At 55.9% G+C, this 17,747-nt stretch carries 12 protein-coding genes; 7 read left to right on the top strand and 5 right to left on the bottom strand.

Features of this window, described 5'->3' with window-relative positions:
• Positions 1-30 precede the first annotated feature (30 nt).
• The 6 genes from ADIAG_RS06680 (at position 31) to ADIAG_RS06655 (ending at position 7,022) form a co-directional block, all read left to right on the top strand.
• The gene (locus tag ADIAG_RS06680; RefSeq protein WP_152426072.1) at positions 31-1,605 is read left to right on the top strand and encodes a hypothetical protein; all 1,575 of its coding nucleotides are present in this window, start codon (positions 31-33) and stop codon (positions 1,603-1,605) included.
• Between the two features lie 43 nt (positions 1,606-1,648).
• The gene (locus ADIAG_RS06675) at positions 1,649-3,121 is read left to right on the top strand and encodes an oligosaccharide flippase family protein (protein ID WP_161623944.1); all 1,473 of its coding nucleotides are present in this window, start codon (positions 1,649-1,651) and stop codon (positions 3,119-3,121) included.
• A 221-nt stretch (positions 3,122-3,342) separates the two neighbouring features.
• Positions 3,343-4,923, top strand: coding sequence for a CBM96 family carbohydrate-binding protein (locus ADIAG_RS20030; RefSeq protein WP_051059845.1), 1,581 nt, complete (start codon positions 3,343-3,345; stop codon positions 4,921-4,923).
• Between the two features lie 259 nt (positions 4,924-5,182).
• Entirely contained in the window at positions 5,183-5,890 is a 708-nt protein-coding gene (locus ADIAG_RS21380; RefSeq protein WP_007270572.1) for a hypothetical protein, read from the top strand.
• Between the two features lie 110 nt (positions 5,891-6,000).
• Positions 6,001-6,450: a PssD/Cps14F family polysaccharide biosynthesis glycosyltransferase gene (gene pssD, locus ADIAG_RS06660; RefSeq protein ID WP_007270571.1), complete on the top strand. Its 450-nt coding sequence runs from the start codon at positions 6,001-6,003 to the stop codon at positions 6,448-6,450.
• A complete protein-coding gene (locus tag ADIAG_RS06655; RefSeq protein WP_007270570.1) occupies positions 6,447-7,022 on the top strand; it encodes a glycosyltransferase in 576 nt (191 codons plus the stop codon). The genes pssD and ADIAG_RS06655 overlap by 4 nt, the downstream gene beginning before the upstream one ends.
• Before the next feature lie 122 nt (positions 7,023-7,144).
• Here ADIAG_RS06655 and ADIAG_RS06650 read toward each other — a convergent pair whose 3' ends face one another.
• Genes ADIAG_RS06650 through ADIAG_RS06630 form a run of 5 tightly spaced genes read right to left on the bottom strand, consistent with a single transcriptional unit; the run spans position 7,145 to position 12,057 of the window.
• Positions 7,145-8,083, bottom strand: a complete 939-nt coding sequence (locus ADIAG_RS06650) for a glycosyltransferase family 2 protein (RefSeq protein WP_007270569.1) — start codon at positions 8,081-8,083, stop codon at positions 7,145-7,147.
• Positions 8,076-8,942 (bottom strand): GumC domain-containing protein, encoded by an 867-nt coding sequence (locus tag ADIAG_RS06645; RefSeq protein WP_007270568.1) that lies wholly within the window; start codon positions 8,940-8,942, stop codon positions 8,076-8,078. Before ADIAG_RS06645 ends, ADIAG_RS06650 begins: the two co-directional genes overlap by 8 nt.
• Positions 8,939-9,808, bottom strand: coding sequence for a sulfotransferase family protein (locus ADIAG_RS06640; RefSeq protein ID WP_007270567.1), 870 nt, complete (start codon positions 9,806-9,808; stop codon positions 8,939-8,941). Before ADIAG_RS06640 ends, ADIAG_RS06645 begins: the two co-directional genes overlap by 4 nt.
• Positions 9,809-9,820: 12 nt before the next feature.
• Positions 9,821-11,035, bottom strand: a complete 1,215-nt coding sequence (locus ADIAG_RS06635) for a hypothetical protein (protein WP_007270566.1) — start codon at positions 11,033-11,035, stop codon at positions 9,821-9,823.
• Entirely contained in the window at positions 11,032-12,057 is a 1,026-nt protein-coding gene (locus tag ADIAG_RS06630) for a hypothetical protein (RefSeq protein ID WP_152426071.1), read from the bottom strand. Before ADIAG_RS06630 ends, ADIAG_RS06635 begins: the two co-directional genes overlap by 4 nt.
• Before the next feature lie 961 nt (positions 12,058-13,018).
• Between ADIAG_RS06630 and ADIAG_RS20025 the strand changes: the two genes are divergently transcribed.
• The gene (locus ADIAG_RS20025) at positions 13,019-17,581 is read left to right on the top strand and encodes a PKD domain-containing protein (protein ID WP_051059844.1); all 4,563 of its coding nucleotides are present in this window, start codon (positions 13,019-13,021) and stop codon (positions 17,579-17,581) included.
• The last annotated feature ends 166 nt before the right edge of the window (positions 17,582-17,747 follow it).

Below are 17,747 nucleotides of genomic sequence, written 5' to 3'. Positions count from 1 at the left end.
TTTGGGGCCCCAAGCTTTGGGGGGAAAACCATGTCTTTCGATAATCCACAGGGAAATGACTTTTTTAGAAGAGCGGTCAGTCGCCGCTGGCGATGGGTGCTTTGGTTCGGAATTCTTGGCGTCGCACTGGGGACTGCAACCTTTGTTATATCCCCACGCGAATATACTTCTACGGCGAATGTCTTCCTGAGCCCGTTGATAGGAAACCCGTTTTCGCCGACTACACCGACTTCACGCACTGAACAGCTTGCCGCCATGACCACCGAATCCGGGGTCGTATTAACTGACGACGTGATCGACTCGGCGATTGTTGCAGCACAGATTCCTGGCGCGACCCGCGAATCCATTCGGCGGAACACCGGAGCCGTGGTTCCCTCGAATTCTCAGGTTATGGACGTCACCTTCACTCATCCCGATCCGGAGATCGCGCAACGTGGGGCACAAGCGGTGACCCAATCGTTTATGGATTTTAGGACCCAGAGAGCACAGAGCGTCATCAACTCACAGTCTGAGCTGTTGCAATCACGAGAGTCATCGGTAAACACGCTGCTTCAGGCCGCCAACAAAGCCTATGACGTTGCTCGCAGTGGTAACGAAGCCGGAGCCAGCTTGATCGATTTGGAACAGCAGGTGCGCCTATACGCCCAAGAGCTGGCTAACGTGAAAGTGGACCGGACGACGACGGAAACCTCCTCGATCGATCCGGGCACCATCGTCGGGCCCGCCAGTCTTCCAACGGACTCCATTGGCATTGATCCCTTGATGCTGGCCGCTGCGGTTTTTGCCGGATTACTGGCACTTGGGTTCGTTGCGACACTGGTAGTTGAACATGAAGACAAACGGATATGGGAGGCCGATGATCTAGCGCGTCACCTGGCACCACCGGTTTTAGCTGTCCTTGCAGACCCGCGCAAGGAAAAGGGCGCCGCCCGAGGAGCTGGTCATACTGGCGTCATTGAGCAGTATCTTAGAATCACTCCGGTGATCGCTTCGCAGATCAGCACCCCGGGGAGTCTGTCCCTAGTGGGCAACCAATCCGGTGATGAAATCCATTCGATCGGTATGGGTCTCGGCGCTGCCTTTGCCGCGACAGGGCGTCGAGTTTGTGTAGTGAGCACCTCCAGACGGCCCGGTGAATTGGAGAGCGTACGAGGACTGAGCGACGTCCTCGCCGACGGTGTAATCCTGCGCGATGTCATCAAAGTAGAGAAGTTTGAGCAGGGACACCTGACGGTGATGGGTTGCGGAACCAAGCCCGAGCAGTTGCCGGTCTTGCTCCAATCCGAAGCACTTCACCATTTGAAAGACCATCTGAGCTCCGGTTATGACTTAGTGATTTTTGTGGTCCATCAAACTTCGTCGTCTGTGGCCAGCGCTGTCAGTAGCGCGACCGATAAATGTATTCTGACTGCCGCGACCGGTCGAGACACCGTGACCGCGATTATTGCAAGGGCTAACTACCTTGAACTTCGCGGGTCGGCTACCTCGGGTGTTTTGTTATATTCCTCGTCTTGGGTCAGTGCCAGTGGATCGGAACTTTCCGCAGAAGTTAGTGCCAAGTCTCAGGAAATGCACGGTTTAGGGCCACAACGTGCCCAAAGATAGTGATACCCATTCGGGCTTGGGCGTTGAGGCAAGCAACCAAGCTTTGAACAAGATTGCCAAAAGCGGGGCGGCCAACTTAGGTGCCGCAGTGCTTGGCTCCGGGGCTAACTTCCTACTCATTGTGTTGGTAACCCGGTTCTGGCCGGCGGCGGATGCCGGGTTACTGTTCGCAGCGACGTCATTTTTCCTGATTGCCATTGCGTTGGCTCATTTCGGTGCGGATCAAGGGCTAGTTCGATTCATCGCTTGGAACGTAGGCCGCGGGGCAGGACATACAAATAAAGCCACGGTTATCAGCGGAATGCTTCCGGCTCTAGGAATCACGGTGCTGGTAGCCAGCCTCGGCTATGTTTTCGCTCCACAAATGGCCTTGCTTTTTGGCGCGGGGTCGGTAGCCCAAGGAACGCAAGTGGTGAGGGTCTTGGCGCTTACGCTTCCGATTGCTGTGCTTTACGAACAGTTCTTAGCCATCTGCCGAGGTTACGCCGCGATGAGACCGACGATTATCGTCGAACGCGCCCTACGCCCGACTGTTCAGATGATCCTCATTCTGATTGCGGGGCTGTCCCAGGCCGACGTCGTGCTGCTGACTGTAGCTTGGGCGGTACCCTACTTACTGTGTTTGTGCCTGGCCGTGATTGCTCTGCGCCGAACGCTCAAAGGGAACGCAGAACAATGGGAGGGCCCGGGGGCTCCTAACGCGAATCTGCGCGGGGAGTTCTGGCGATTTACGGCACCGCGGGGGCTGGCCCGCATGGCCCAAGTGATGATCCAACGTGCCGATATTGTGGTGGTCACGATACTTCTCGGGCCAGCTGCAGCAGCGATCTACACCGCTGCAACGCGATTCCTCGTTCTGGGCCAAGTAGCCACGAGCGCTCTCCAGCAGGTTAGCGAACCGCAACTGGCGGGTCTCCTGGCCAAACAAAAATTCGCCTCGGTCACCTTGATAGTGCGACAGATGACAGTGTGGTCCGTGGTGCTGGTCTGGCCCATTTATTTCATCTTTGCAGTACACGCCCATACCTTGATGTCGTGGATTTTCGGTCCGGGCTATGAATCCGGGGGAGCGGTATTGCAGCTACTTTCTGTAGCGATGTTAGTCGCCACGGCCATTGGCCCGATGGACGTCTTGCTACTGATGGCAGGAAAAAGCATCCTGTCACTGATGAATGCCACCGTCGCACTGGCAATCGACCTGATGCTGTGTCTAATCCTGATCCCGACGATGGGGATTTTTGGTGCCGGAATCGCCTGGGCCGCTGCCATCATCGTCAAGAATCTGATGTGTCTGTGGCAGGTAAAAAAGTACCTAGTAATCCACGTCTTTTCTCGAAACCTCGCAATGTGGCTGACCTCACTTACGGTGCTTTTCGGCGTCATGGGAGTATTGTCCGGATTATTGCCGGGGCAGCCCTGGGTGGGTGTCAGCTTTTCGTTTCTGACTGGGGTCTTCTACCTAGGGTTCCTGTGGGTCAAAAAGGCGGTGTTGCTGCCGAGGAGTGCCATCAAATAGCGCAAGGGAAGGACTGCGCGCTCGATTTGTGCGGCGCATGGGCTTTTCATTCGAGTCAGTACAGATTACAGTTTCGTAACGATGCGGCGGAATGATGCCGTTGAATTCGCAGGCTGGGTGTGGATTCAATAACCCAAATCTTGGAGACTGAACTTATGGCGAATGCCAAACTACTTTCAATCCCGTGTGCCAAGGGGACCCGATCTGCGGTAGCTGCTGTCATGACCGCAGCGTTCCTCGCAGCTGGTCTGTCCGCGGCTGCACCATTGGCAAGCCCAGCCCTTGCTGCGGATGTCGATGGAGCTGTCACTGCGGATACCTACAGCACATCGACCCGGCTGAGCCATACCAATGGCAGCAACTCAAAGGTGGCAGTTGGCGGAACCGACGGGGCAAATCGTGTTGCGTACATGCGATTCAACGCTGAAACCAAAGTTGGTAAGTCAACTGAACTGGAGCTGAAGCTCAGGGTCAATGGTGGAACCGAAGGGATACTTCGGATCCTCCAGGGCCCTTCGTCATGGGCAGAGAGCTCGTTGAACGCCGCCAATGCACCCGCGGCCGGTAACCTGATTAAAACCGTAAACGTCAAGGGCGGAACCGAAACGCTAACCATCGCGTTGACTGGACTAGAATCTGCCAGCAATGGTCTGAATATCGTGCTGGAACGTACCGATGGCGGTGTCACCCGCATCGACTCACGCGAAGCTCAGAGCAGCAATGCTCCAAGTCTCAGCACTAAGAACAGCACCCCACCACAGGTGGGCGGGCTCGAACCTGCCCCAGTTCCTGAAGACGTCATCGAGACCACGCCCGACGTGGACAGCGACGCGAACTGCACCGTATCGGAAATATTGGTGCCGAACTGCGGAATCTGGTTTGGGGCCGCAGCAAATCCACTTAAAGGTGAGTCGTGGGACCAGGCACTGCTGAATTTTGAGCAGACCGCCGAGCGTCCGATGGATATCGCTCACTATTACAAGCGTGGACAGAGTGCCATGTTCCCGAATAACAACGAGCTCAATCGGCAGAACGAGCAGGACGCCAACCGCATCCTGTTCTACAACTGGAAGCCGAGCGGTCTGACTTGGAAAGAAGTAGCTGACGGCAAAGCCGATACCTACCTCAAGTCCTTGGCTCAGCACATGAGCAGCAACGCATCACAGAAGTTCTTCCTGTCGTTGAACGCTGAGATGGAAGACGAGGTCAACCAGGCTGCTGGCTCCGGTCAGACCGCCAAGGATTACGCTAACTTCTACCGCCACGTTGTTAAGGTATTGCGCGACAATGGCGCATCGAACATGGTAACCGTCATGAACTACACCGGTATCCAGAAGTGGGGAGAAATGTCCTGGTTCGAGGAACTTTACCCCGGCAACGATGTCGTCGACTGGATCGCCCAAGACCCTTACGCCTTCGGTAAGCCACCGGTCTGGCTCACCGATATGGAGGGCATGGTAAACCGCACTCATAATGAGAAGACTTGGCCTGGATTCTACAACTGGGCCGCGGAGAAGTACCCGAGCAAGCCACAGATGCTCGCTGAGTGGGGCGTTGACGAAGACGCTGCATACCCAAGCTATAAAGCAGATTTCTGGGAAACTGCCAGCGAGCAGCTACAGGATCTGCCCAAGCTCAAGGCCCTGGTCTACTGGGACAGCATGGGAGTAACTCCCAACGGTGACAAGTTGAGCGTCGGCATCACCCAAGTGGATTCGAAAGCCTCTTCACTGAACGCCTTCCAAGACTTCCTCGACGAGGACTACATCAACGTGGCACGTGAGTCATTCTTGAATAAGTAAGCAATTTCTTACTGATCTTCACCGACTGGCCCGATAGCAGTCAGTGATGATTACGGTGGAGGACGGTTTCACAATTCTGGAACCGTCCTCCACCTCTTGCGTTTCCTGAACCTTGTTGCCCGACCCACGCTATGCCTGATGAATCTGGGCTGTGGGAAAAAGGCTTGGAAACCACTACCTAAGCGACCCTGCTCGGGCTAAGATCAAACTACCGAACATAGGGGTGTTCGCGGTCTAACAGTCTTTGGGGAGGCTCATCTTGAAAAGGACCGTCTTTTCTATTGCGGTTTTGGCACTGACATTGGGGCTGGTGGGGTGCACCTCCGGTGATGCAGAACCGGAAGTGATGTCAACACCGGAAGTGGTATCAACAACGGAAGCTGCATCAACGCCGGAAACGAGCTCTGCAGCGGAAGAATCGCAAGCGACCGACGGGACCTCGCTGAATCTATTAAGCGATGCTCCCACGTCCTCTGTCGATGCTCCGGATCCTAATGAACTTGAAAGTTTGGGTCTTAACGACCGTGGAAATCTTGATGTCGAAGAAGAAGCTCCGGCCGTATTCAGGGACCTAGATCATGGCACGGAATTCGCGGCATTTACCGCCAACAATGTCACGGCCAATTTCGAATGCACAGCTGACGATGCTCCGCAGAGCATTAACGGACAATTCGTAGCGCTTGATTTTGACATCGAAGCCTACGAAGAACTTGCCAAATCAGGTTTCCCGTATTTCTATCTTTCAGTGCACGAATTTAGGGCATGGGATGCCGAGGGAGAATCGGTGATTGACCCGGTGGGCAATGCGGAGGCTTGCATCACTGAGGACGAAAGAGTCCCCTCACCCATCGACCCAGGAGAACACCAAAGTGGTCTAGTTGTCTTAGATATGCCCGAAGGCGCAGGGTCAGCGAGCTTTACGCTCGGCGGATTCCAAGGATCCTACGGCTGGGAATGGAGCTGGTGAGCTCATCATCTGCTGGACCCCAAAGAATTTCAGGACCCAACCGGGCAGCTGGGGGAGCTGCTAGGCCCAACAGCGTTTTTGGGCAAGGGGATGGTTCTGGGAAAGCCACTATGAAAATCCTATTTGTTACTTCACCCGGTGGGCATCTGGCCCAACTGCTCCCGCTACGCCAGTGGTGGGAGCAACACCAACGCAGCTGGGTCACGTTCCAACGTCCCGAGGTCGAGAAAGCGCTCGCCAATGAAGAAGTCACGTGGTGTTATTGGCCGACCACCAGAAACATCCCGAATGCGGTGCGGAACTTTTTCCTAGCCATTCGAACATTACGCCGCGAACGCCCAGACGTGATTATGTCAGTTGGTGCCGGGGCCAGTGTCCCGTTTTTCGTCATCGCCTATGTAATGGGGATCAAAACAGTCTATTTGGAATGTTTTGACCGGATTACGATGCCCACACTCAGTGGCAGAATCTGTTATCCACTCAGTGATCTTTTCTGCGTGCAGTGGGAAGAACAAAAGAAGTATTATCCCGAGGCAGTGAACATTGGGGCAGTCCTGTGACTACTGATTCGGGAAAGTACCGGCTCGTAGTCTCCGTGGGGACCGACCACCACCTCTTCGACCGACTCATCGATTGGGTCGATCAGTGGGTGGAACAGCAAAGCGAAGCCCCCAGTGTCTTCGTTCAGCATGGGGCGAGCCGGATACCCCGCAACGGCGTTGGAAAAGACCGTCTGGCGCGCGCGGATCTATTGAAGATTTATCAGCAGGCGGACGTTGTCGTGGTGCAAGGTGGCCCGGGATCGATTCTTGATGTTCGCGAAGTTGGTATCATCCCGATTGCGGTGCCTCGCTTTCCACAGCTGCGCGAGGTGGTAGATGGGCACCAGATCGAATTCACCAAAGTCATGGCCGAGCATGGAAACGCGATCTATGTCGACGAGCGTGAGGCGCTTCACCAGGCACTGGATAAAGCGATGTTGGACCCTGCTGGTCTGCGCACTGAGCCTCGACTGGCCGCACCGGAAGCGGCCGGGGTGAAACTTGCCCAAGAGCTGGAAAAGACCATGAATGGATCCACAAGAAATCTGAACCGTATCCTGCGCCGGATTAAGCAGGCCATTTCTTTCTGAAGTCTCCCACGAACCGAAATATCCTCTGTTACCGGTGGCAGACATGCGCAAGTGGGAAGGGCGCAAGGCCTTCAGCGGCGGGTGCAGAATCATTTCTGTGCCTGCCGCTGGAAACTGTTTGACTAGATTCCGCGCCCTTTCTCATTCAGGCGGTTAACCACCCACTGTGGGCTGAGCGCCCCGGTGCATACTGCAAGGGCCAAATAACCTCGGGGTTGTCTGGGATTGAGCCTGATTGATTGCGTGGCGACCTTCACTGCTTCGCTGCGACGGTTTTTGAGCGAGGCCAAAGCAAAAGCCCGCTGCCCGTGCAGCCATGCCGCGGTAGGTTTAGTCGCGGTGAGTTCTGGATGTTTAACGATCAGGAAGCTGATACCGGCTTCCATGGCTTCCCAACGGCGTGAGAAGTAAGAGCCACCCTTATGCCAAAGTACGTTGACGGCCGGTTCCGGTAACAACGCCACACGTCCGTGCTTCGCCGCCCGAATGAGCAGATCATAGTCTTCCCCATAACCATAGGGAATGCTCTCATCTACCAGACCGATTTGTTCAGCGAGAAAGTGACGGTCGAAGAGATAGCTTGAAGGGTGGGCCCCGGTCAGCCGATCCCGGGTAATCGTTTCGCTGTTGAGCGAAGCAACTTGAGGTATCCGCACAATGCGTTTATCCCCATACTCGATCTCGATGCCAGACACGCAGGCTTGGGCCGACTGTGAGCTCAACAATTCCACCTGCTTGGAGAGCTTGTCAGGCTTCCAAGCATCGTCATCGTCGCAGAACGCCACCAGATCGGTCTGGGTGGCCAGGATCCCGGTGTTCCGAGCCCCAGCCAGTCCCGGGGTACGGTCATTGGAAAGTACCCGGACTTCCCGATTCTCCGCACGACGGGCCAGCTCAGGATGGGCTAGATGATTGTCGTAAACGATATTGATAGTGATAGACCCGGCATAGGACTGATTCCAAATGGCCGTGACTGCGCGCTGGAGCAGCTCAACCCGATCCTGCGTGGCAATGACTGCAGTCACAGAGGGTAAGCGCTGCGCTGAGGGTATTTCAGACATTTGAACTCCCTTGGATCCGTATTTGTTGTGATTTTTGTTCAGTTTTCGTGGGCCAGCTAAAGCCGGCGAAAACCCGTCGGCTGGGCGCGATAACGAAAGACAGAATGATGGCAAGGCCAAATGACGAGCCAATATAGATGGGTGCAGATGGCCGATTGGCGGTGGTTGGTAAGGTGGCTTGGCGTGAAATGAAGCCCGGTTCGGGAGGCAGGGTATCTATTGCCGCAATCGCGAACTGCAATTGAGTTCGCTCATTGGATAGCTCGGAGAGGAATTCCCTACGGTCAGCGCTGGAGATCTCAGTGAGGTCCAAGTCGCTGACCTGTTGCGCCAGTGAGTCTATGCTCCGCTGTAGTTCGCTGCGTCGGGTCTGAGCTAGCGTAACGAGCCGTGCCTCGCGTTCAGCCAAAAAATTTTCGGTCAGAAGGCTCACAGCAGCAAGTGCTTGATGAGGATCCTCGTTGGCCACGAACAATCGCAAGATCCTTGAATTGATTAGTGGCGAGATGCTCAGTTCATCGAGCAAACCAGTGGAACGCCCGGGATAATTCAGTTCACGGGCAGTTTCACCCACGACTGCATCCGAATAGAGAATCTGGACGGCGGAGTCGATGCTGATATCGCGGTCACTGGCCACCTGAGACGGGCCGGTAACTGCCACCACCACCAGGTCCATTCGAGCCGAATACTTAGCTGGCGTTGAGAAGTACAGTGCCGCGCAGCTGGCGAAGACCACAAGGAAACAGAGAATGGTCCGCAACGGACTGCGCAGCGGGGTGAGAAAAACACCGGTGACAGTATGGTCTTGCGGTCTGGCTTCCTGCCGTCGGCGGTGTTTACTGGATAACTTGGCAATCATTTTAGCCAGCTGGGGATAAAACCCAAATACTCGCTAAGCTGACTATTCTCACCATGAAATTCGGCCTCTAAGCTGGCACGCAGGTGCTCAGGCATCGGATCTCCAGGCCGCGCATTGGAACGAATGATTTCTTGGGGCCGCCATGGATCAAGCCCGATCTGCCCCAACAACGCGTCCCAGCCTTCCAATCCGGGGTTGAAGAACGCATCGGCGTCGAGAACGGTCAACTTACCTGGAGCCAGGGCTTTATTTGCTCGCTCAAGTTGATAGGTGTAGTGCCCGCGGGCTACATAGCCGAAGTGCTGGTGAGCGAACGACTGGTATTCGGGGTCGGCAATGATTTTAGCCTCTTCGCCCGTTAGCCGTTCTTCCTCCGAGGCTAAGGCTTCTTCAAAACCCAACGTTTCAAATCCGCGACCCTTCTCCTGCTTATAGGCCGAGAAGGCCCGTTCCACGGGGTCGCGTAACAACACGATCACCTGAGCCTGTGGCGCTGTCTGGGCAATCCGTTGCATGGCCAGCGGATGAAACAGATAGTAGGGGCTGGCTTCCCCGCTGATTCTGCGGTCGTTCCATGGGAGACGTAACGGAAAGTGCCCAGCATAGAAACTCGCGCCCCGGCTAAAGCGCTCGGCAGTGTCAAAGAAATGGATGCCCTTGTTGAGGGTAGGCTGGCGCACCTGCGGATGACGAGACAGCATCCGAAATAGGCTGGTTGTCGCGCAGCGCTGGGCCCCGGCGATGATGAATGATGGTGGCATCCGTAAGGCTGAGGTCAGCTGTCCGAAGCTCACGAGTGTAGTTCGGGCGAACTGACGTGCGGAGTGCTGAATCGTGTCTTCCACGACGAATTCTTGACTGGTCATTGTTACCTCCGATTAGCGCTTTGAATAGAGTTCTTTGAGCACGGATACGTGCCACTGTCCTAAAGCCAAGGTGTCGCCGACTGAATGACGGAACCCGTCGGTGATGAAGCGAGCAGCCATCGTCGCCAAATACATCAGCGGCAACAGTTGGGCCAAGTCGATACTTTCTGAGGAATCGGTATATTGCCGATGCAGCGAGTGGGCAGCCCGAGCCAGATGAGGATTGGTCAGTGCCGTGATGGCCGACTCGGAATCGCCGATCCGACGCAGTGACTCGTGCGAGCTAAAATGGAAAAGATCAAGTCCGAGCGGGATATCTAGGGAATATCTTTCCCAATCCCACACCATCGGTGCTCCGGAGGTTCTAGCCATATTCCATGCCCCAAAATCTCCGTGCCATGCACCGGTAGCCACCTCAAGGTGGTTGAACCGGACTGCCATGGCCCGCAATAAGTCAATCAGCGGCGCTGCCTCGGCTTCGCTAGGTAGATCTTGCAAAGTGGTCAAGAGAGTGTAGAACCACTGAGATTGATTGATCCGTTCACTACGCACCGGGGCACTGGCTATGATTGCCCGTACCGTAGCCACAGGAAGATCGATTGCCTGCTGCCATGCATCGGGACGCAACGCCGACATGATGAGCACAGGAGCGTCGTTCCACGGGGTTAGGTTCAGAACTCTGGGCACCTGGATCCCCGGATGTTGCACTTTATTCATCGCCTGCAAGGCATGGTATTCGTTCTGGACCAGGTCCTTGGCAAGTTCGGAGAAACCGACTTTGGCGAAGCCGAGCTCATTACCAGAAGAATCAAAAACACCCAGCACGGGTTTCCGATTGGCTCTGGCGGTACCGGTCATCAGACTGAAGCAAACTTCCCGACCGAACACATTTTCAAAAACTTCCAAGATGGAATCTGGCGCTGCATCGATGACAATTCCCGAAGGCATCAACCAGCGGAGCAATGGGCTGCGTAGCATTGCGGCCAGTCCATACCGGCGAACCTTGTTGCTCGCAGTGTCGCTGGCGCATGGGCGAATGGCTGACCACATGGCAGCGCTGGGCACCGTCGCCGGTACTGCTAGGCGAGGATTGCTGAGAGACGGCACCAGCCGCAGGCCCTGCTGTTGTGCCGATAGTTTTCGCACCACGCGCACTTGGGAAGACGGGTAGAGCTGTTGCACCGTCTCAAGAAGCGAATCGAGTCGTTCGTTGGTGATGCTGCTCATCGGAAGGCCCGCTCTTTCAATTGATTTGCCGTATGTTCTTCCTGAAACCAACGCCAGGACAATCCGGTGACCATCATGAGAATGAAAAGCGAGGTAGTAATCGTGTCGTAAGTGGGCAAGACACAAAGGAAGAACACTGCTGGATAAAGTAGCGCCCAATGCTCAGGATTCTTGGTTTTGAAGACAGGCAAGAAACGCTTGATGAAAAAGGCGAGAAAAAGTGCGGTTCCGAGGAATCCGGTGCAAAAAATTAGGAACCATAACGTGCCCTGAGTGCCCAGCTGCGGCGGGTTACATTGGTGGCAGTCTGCTGTGGCCCCAGCAGCGATGGAAAAGAAATTACCTTGGCGGGTTCGCGTTGAACCAAATCCGATGAGAGGGGATTGCTCCAGTGTCGTCTGTACCGTATAGCCGGCCAAATTGGCCCGGCCAGTATTGCTATGCGGATTCTCCAGTCGCGACTCAATGATGTCCCACAAGGGTGTGCTCAGCAACAGGATCGCCCCTGTGATGAAGGAAATGCAGACTGCTGCCAGTGCTGCGAAGTGTCCGCTGAGTGTCAGACGGACCACTGCGATGATTGCCAGCACTGCCAAACCCAGCCACATCGCCCGATTCAGCGAGAGCACCGCGGGCGGCAGCGCCACCAGCAGTCCCATCCACAGCAGACCCCGAGCCCACTTCTTGCTGAAGTACTTGATGGACATCAGATAGAAGGGCAGCAACAGCCCGTAATTGGCGCCCCAAGTATTCGCGTAATCGAAGGGTGCTTTCGGGCGGGGACTTGAGTACCCGAGAATGTCTTGCACTTGGGCTAGGCCCGGATGGATCTGCGTGTTCATGAAGGTGTTGGAGGCAATGGCCTGCGGAAGAACCACTTCCAGCAAGGACGGGAAATCAAATGAACTGAGGAAAATTCCGGCATAGCCGCCAATGACAGTCACGGCAAAGAGCATGCCCAGCAGGATAATCACAGTGCGATCGGGCAGCCGTTTCTGCGAGGAATTTCCTATGAACAACATGACGACAGTGCTGGACAGCAACCAGATTAGCCGGAAGGCCCAGCTCAGGACGCGGGAAGGCCCGCTCTCTGGTAACAAGCCAGGTACCGGAACCCAAAGCACCAGGACGCCTAGGAAAACGATAACTAAAAAAAGGAACCAGAGTCGAAACCCCGGGGGGACAGTAATCGAAGGCTGTTTGAGTAGCTGGTACCCCAGCAGCAGCCCGACGATAATGAAGCCGATGCTGCCGAGTCCCAGGAGCCACCAGAGCGGAAACGCTCCAAGAAAAATTACGAGTGGCCATGCCGGATTGCGGGCAAACCAAGAGTTTGTCCGCAGTCGCCACGTTGTGTGCGTGGCCGTGGCTTGCCCCCCCAGATTGCGTGGCCGCATCGGTTCTTATCCCCAGTCTTAAACCGAACCCGGAAATCCCCATCTCCGAGTTGAAATTGACGCCAGCTTACCGAGAAACAGTCGCGAATTGGAAGAGATGGCAGTCAGATGTTTATCGGGTTGCACTTACGTGCTCAAAATTTGTCGCCAACGAGTGTCTGTGGCGAAAGAAGACAAGTAGTCGTGAACCTTAACGAGTATCTACCGTGTAGTACCTCTATTCCGTGAAAGCGTATTACTGCCGATAATGGGGGACATCTGCCTAACATGTGCAGTTAAATGTCACTCGACATGGCCGACGACTTGGGGTTGGCTGGGGGAGAAAATGAGATTCAAGAGGGTTTTTGCGTTTTTAGCGGGTTTCGCAATGGTCTTGGGGATTACGGGGGTAACTGCTTTACCTGCCCTGGGCTCTGATCAGGAATACTCCACGGTCGTCTCGGCGACGCCGGCGAACAACACTCCGCACGTGTTGGACGGGATTGTGTTTTCCATTGCGGAGGTCGGAGACCTAATCGTATTGGGAGGAAACTTTACGCAAGTCCAGGCAGCCAGTGGTGGGCCGGTGCTTAACCGATCAAGAATCGTGGCCTTCAACAAAAACACTGGGACGATTAGCACCAGCTTTAACCCAACGTTCAATAGCACCGTCCGCGCTCTGGTGGCCGCACCCGATGGCAACTCGATCTACGTCGGCGGGCAGTTCGGCACCTTGAATGGTTCGTCATCACCCAAGGTGTTGCGCCTTAACATCAGCAACGGACAGCGAATCAGCCAATTTAATACCGGGCAGATCAACGCCGTCGTTCACGACATCAATCTGGTGGGTGACCGGTTATTTTTTGGTGGTGAATTCACCACCGTGGCCGGGCAATCACGGCAAGGGCTTGCCGAAGTCAACGCCACCACCGGCGCGCTCTCGAACCGAACCGTACTTCCCTTCACCGGGCAGCACAGGGGAGGTAACACCTTTGTCCATAAGTTTGACGTTGACAACGCGGGCGAAAAACTGGTCGCCACCGGCAACTTCATGGAAGTTGATGGCGAAGATCGTGCCCAGGTCGGCATGCTAGATATCAGCGGGCAGCAGACTACCGTGGCGGATTGGAAGACCGACCGCTGGAAGCCAAACTGCTACCCATCCTTCGCTTACTACCTCAATGATCTAGATTTTGCCCCGGACGGAAGCTACTTCGCTTTGTCTTCGATGGGTGGCTTTGGCAGTGGAGCACCATCGCTCTGTGATTCCATTTCGCGGTGGCAAAGTGACGACACCGGGCAGAACGTCAACCCGGTGTGGGTGGACTACACCGGTGGCGACAGCGTCTACGCGGTAGAAGCCACGCAGCACACCATTTATTTCGGTGGCCATATGCGGTGGGTCAATAACCCCTTCCGCGCCGACGCTGCCGGACAAGGCGCCGTGGGACGAGAAGGAATCGGCGCGCTAAGTGCAAGTAACGGGATGCCCATCGACTGGAACCCGGGGCGTGACCGTGGACGCGGTGTATTTGACCTGATGGCGACCGAACAGGGGCTGTGGGTCGGGTCGGATACCGACCGCATTGCCCGCTACGTCTACAAGGGCCGAATCGCTTTGTTCCCATTGGCCAATGGATCAGAAATCCCTACGGCCGAACCTCCGGTGCTGCCGGTGGATGTTATTCAGGCTGGTTCAGTAACCCAAGAAGATGACCCTCGGTACCTGTACCGGCTCAACACCGGTGGCGATACGATTCCTTCGGTTGATGCCGGAATAGATTGGTTGGGCGACAACACAGCACCGGGAAGCGACTATCGCAGTAGCGGAAATAACTCGGCTGGGTACAACGCTATCGCGTCGGTGACCGATGCTGTTCCCGATTCCACGGCTCTGGGAATCTATTCAACTGAGCGCTGGGATCCGTCGGGTGATCCACGCATGGAATTCAACTTTCCGGTGGACTCCGGAAAGAACATTGAAGTGCGTGTGTATGTGTCCGACCGGTGTACCTGCACCACGGATCCCGGAACGAGGGTTTACAACATTGATGTGGACGGCGAACAGGCATTTAGCAACGTCGATATGAACGATGACCCTGGCCACGATATTGGCACGATGCTGAACAAACAACTGGTCAGTGACGGTCAGGTGACAGTTTCATTTGACCACGTCATTGAGAACCCGGCAGTTAACGGCATCGAGATCGTTGACCTCGATGCCGACGCTCCGGCACCAGGTACCGAAAACCAGGTGACGGAGACCTACTACAACGGTAGTCTTGCCGCTTCGAAGGGGCCAGCTGAGATTACCGGTGATGTGGCCTGGGATGCGGTTCGCGGGGGCTTTGTGGCCAATGACCGAATGTATCTGGCTACGAGCAATGGCGAGTTCCACAGCCGTTCGTTTAATGGTGCGGCACTGGGCTCAGCTACTGTTCATGATCTCTATGGATTAAGTAACTATGCCGGTGAGATGCAACAGATGAGCGGCTTGGTGTTCAAGAACGATCGCATCTACTTCACTCTCAGCGGGCAGAACTCGTTGTTCATGAGGTACTTCGATTTGGACAGCGGCATTGTGGGCGCTGAGCGTTTCACAGTTGCCACCGGGGACTCCGGAATCACCTGGAGTAATGTGCACGGCATGTTCCTCGCGGAGGACCAGTTGTATTTGGCGAACTCCGAGGGACAGCTGTTGGCAGCTCCATGGACCCAGACAGTCACCGATGGTACGGCCAACGGTCCAACTCAGGTGGTCAGCGGTCCGGAAGTTGATGGAGTGAACTGGACAAGCCGGGCACTGATATCCACCGAAAGTGACGGCGCTCCACCGCTACCGAACCAATCCCCAACGGCATCGATGACCCAGAAATGTACTGATTTAGACTGTGTCTTTAGCGGTGCTGAATCCACCGACCCCGATGGAGAAATTGATTCCTATGACTGGGACTTCGGGGACGGAACCACGGCAACCGGAGAGGAAGTCGAACACAGTTACAGCCAAGCTGGTGACTTCGAAGCGACCTTGACGGTCACCGATAACGAGGGTGCCACCGCGAGCACGAGCACTACGGTGACCGTGACCGAGTCACCAAACCAGACGCCGGAAGCAGCAATCCAAAGCATCTGTAATGAGTTGAGCTGTACCTTCAACGGTGGCGGCTCAACCGACCAAGATGGTGAGATTGTCACATTCTCCTGGACAACCAGCGACGGTGGCAGTGGCGACGAGGCGGAGTTCAGCTACGAGTTCCCCTTGGCGGGTACCTACACGGTGAGCTTGACGGTCACCGATGACGATGGGGCAACCAACACCACAGAAGTGGACGTTGAGGTATCGCCGACACCGAACCAGCTTCCTGAGGCCACTTTCAGCCAAGACTGTGTCTTCCTCTCGTGCACCTTTGATGGGACGGCCTCAAACGATCCTGACGGTGAAATCATCGGCTACAGCTGGAGCACTGACGGGGTTGAAGTAGCAACCGGCACGGTGGCTACCTACGCCTTTGCTGCGGCTGGCACCTACCAGGTGACTTTGACGGTGACAGATGATTCGAATGAGACCGCCACCTTCACCTTGTCGGTGTCGGTGACAGCGGATCCTGGACCAGAACCAGGAAACGACGTCTCGTTCGTTGATTCAGCGGCAAATGCCGGGGTGGATACGGCACTGAATCATCAGGTGACCATCCCCTCTGGAGTGCAGGAAGGTGACCTGATGGTGGCAATGTTGTCAACCAATAATGGTGGCACCACCCTTGGCGCACCGGACGGTTGGGAAACCCGGGCGGATGCCTCCACCACATCGATGAGTGGCGCAGTTTACTCCAAGGTGGCGGCGAGCTCGGATGCTGGCACTACTCTGACAGTGACTACCAGTTCCTGGGTCAAAGGCTCGCTGGTCATATCGGTTTACCGTGATGCCACGGTAGACGCCGCGTCGTTTGCGATGCAGCCAGAGACCTCCAGCGGCTCCGTGCATACGACCCCTGCGCTCACTGCCCAAGAAAACAGTTGGCTGATGTCCTACTGGGCCGATAAAACCGCGACGACTGGTACGTGGGTATTGCCCGACAGCACAGTGGTACGGCAAACTGGCGCCGGCAGCGGTGCCGGACACCTGTCCTGGATGTTGGCGGACTCGAATGGCGCCGTTAGCGCCGGTGCTACCGGCGGACTGACAGCCACCGCGGATTCAACCACAGCCAATGCCGTGATGGCATCGGTGGTGCTCGCCGGAAGCCCCGATGGTGACGACGGCGGGGACAATGCAGACCCAGTGGCGGCATTCGACTGGGACTGTACGTTCCTGTCCTGCATCTTTGATGGGACAGGCTCAGCGGATCCGGACGGTTCCCTCCTGGAATACGCTTGGACCGTTGAGGGGTCGCAGCTGGCCGTGGGCGAAAGCTTCAGTCATTCCTTCCCCGAAGCCGGCAGCTATACCGTGAGCCTGGAAGTCGCCGACCCCGCTGGCGCCACCAATACCGTGAGCCAGACGGTTGAAGTTGAAGCAAATGATGCCCCACCGCCTGAATCTGATGTGGCATTCGTGGCTTCGGCCGCGAACTCCGGGACGGTCAATGCAATGACGCATTCGGTACAGATCCCAGGTGGCGTTGAAGCAGGAGACCTGCTGGTCGGGATTTTCTCGACCAATCAATTCGCCTCCGCGCCTTCGATTCCATCAGCATGGGAGCAACGGGCACATGTGGCGACGGCCTCCATGCAGGCAATGATGTTCTCCAAGGTGGCCACGGCAGCAGATGCCGGTTCCACGGTGAACGTCTCCTCCGATGGATATGCCCGAGGCTCACTGGTGGTCTCGGTCTACCGCAATGCGACTGTGAGCTCAGCGTCCTTTGTGTTTGAACCCGAAGTCGGTTCAACGGATCAGCACAAAACTCCCGAAGCTGAAGCAGCCTCAGGCGATTGGGCATTGTCCTACTGGACAGACAAGACAGCGGCAACTACCGCCTGGCAGGTTCCGTCCACGTTGGCAGTCCGACAAACCGGAGCCGGTAGCGGAGGCGGGCATCTGTCATGGATGTTGGCCGATTCGGGAGGTCCGGTCGGTGCGGGCCCAGTCGGCAACCTGACAGGGGTGGCCGACAGTAGCACCGCCAATGCGGCAATGGGTACGGTGGTGCTTGGAGCCATTGACTGAATCGCCACGCACTGAACAGGTGGCCCGGGACCCTTCAACCGGTTTCGGGCTACCTGTTTTGCTGTGGCCGATGCTAGGTGTCGAGAGCTTAACGCACCCTGTTGCACTGCGAAAGAGTATAAATCTTCATAGACTGATGCGCTTTGCTCTGCAATGATGAATCCAG

Origin of the sequence: Paeniglutamicibacter gangotriensis Lz1y, from assembly GCF_000348945.1 — a bacterium.
Lineage (GTDB): Bacteria > Actinomycetota > Actinomycetes > Actinomycetales > Micrococcaceae > Paeniglutamicibacter > Paeniglutamicibacter gangotriensis.
This window is presented reverse-complemented; position numbering and strand designations above follow the sequence as displayed.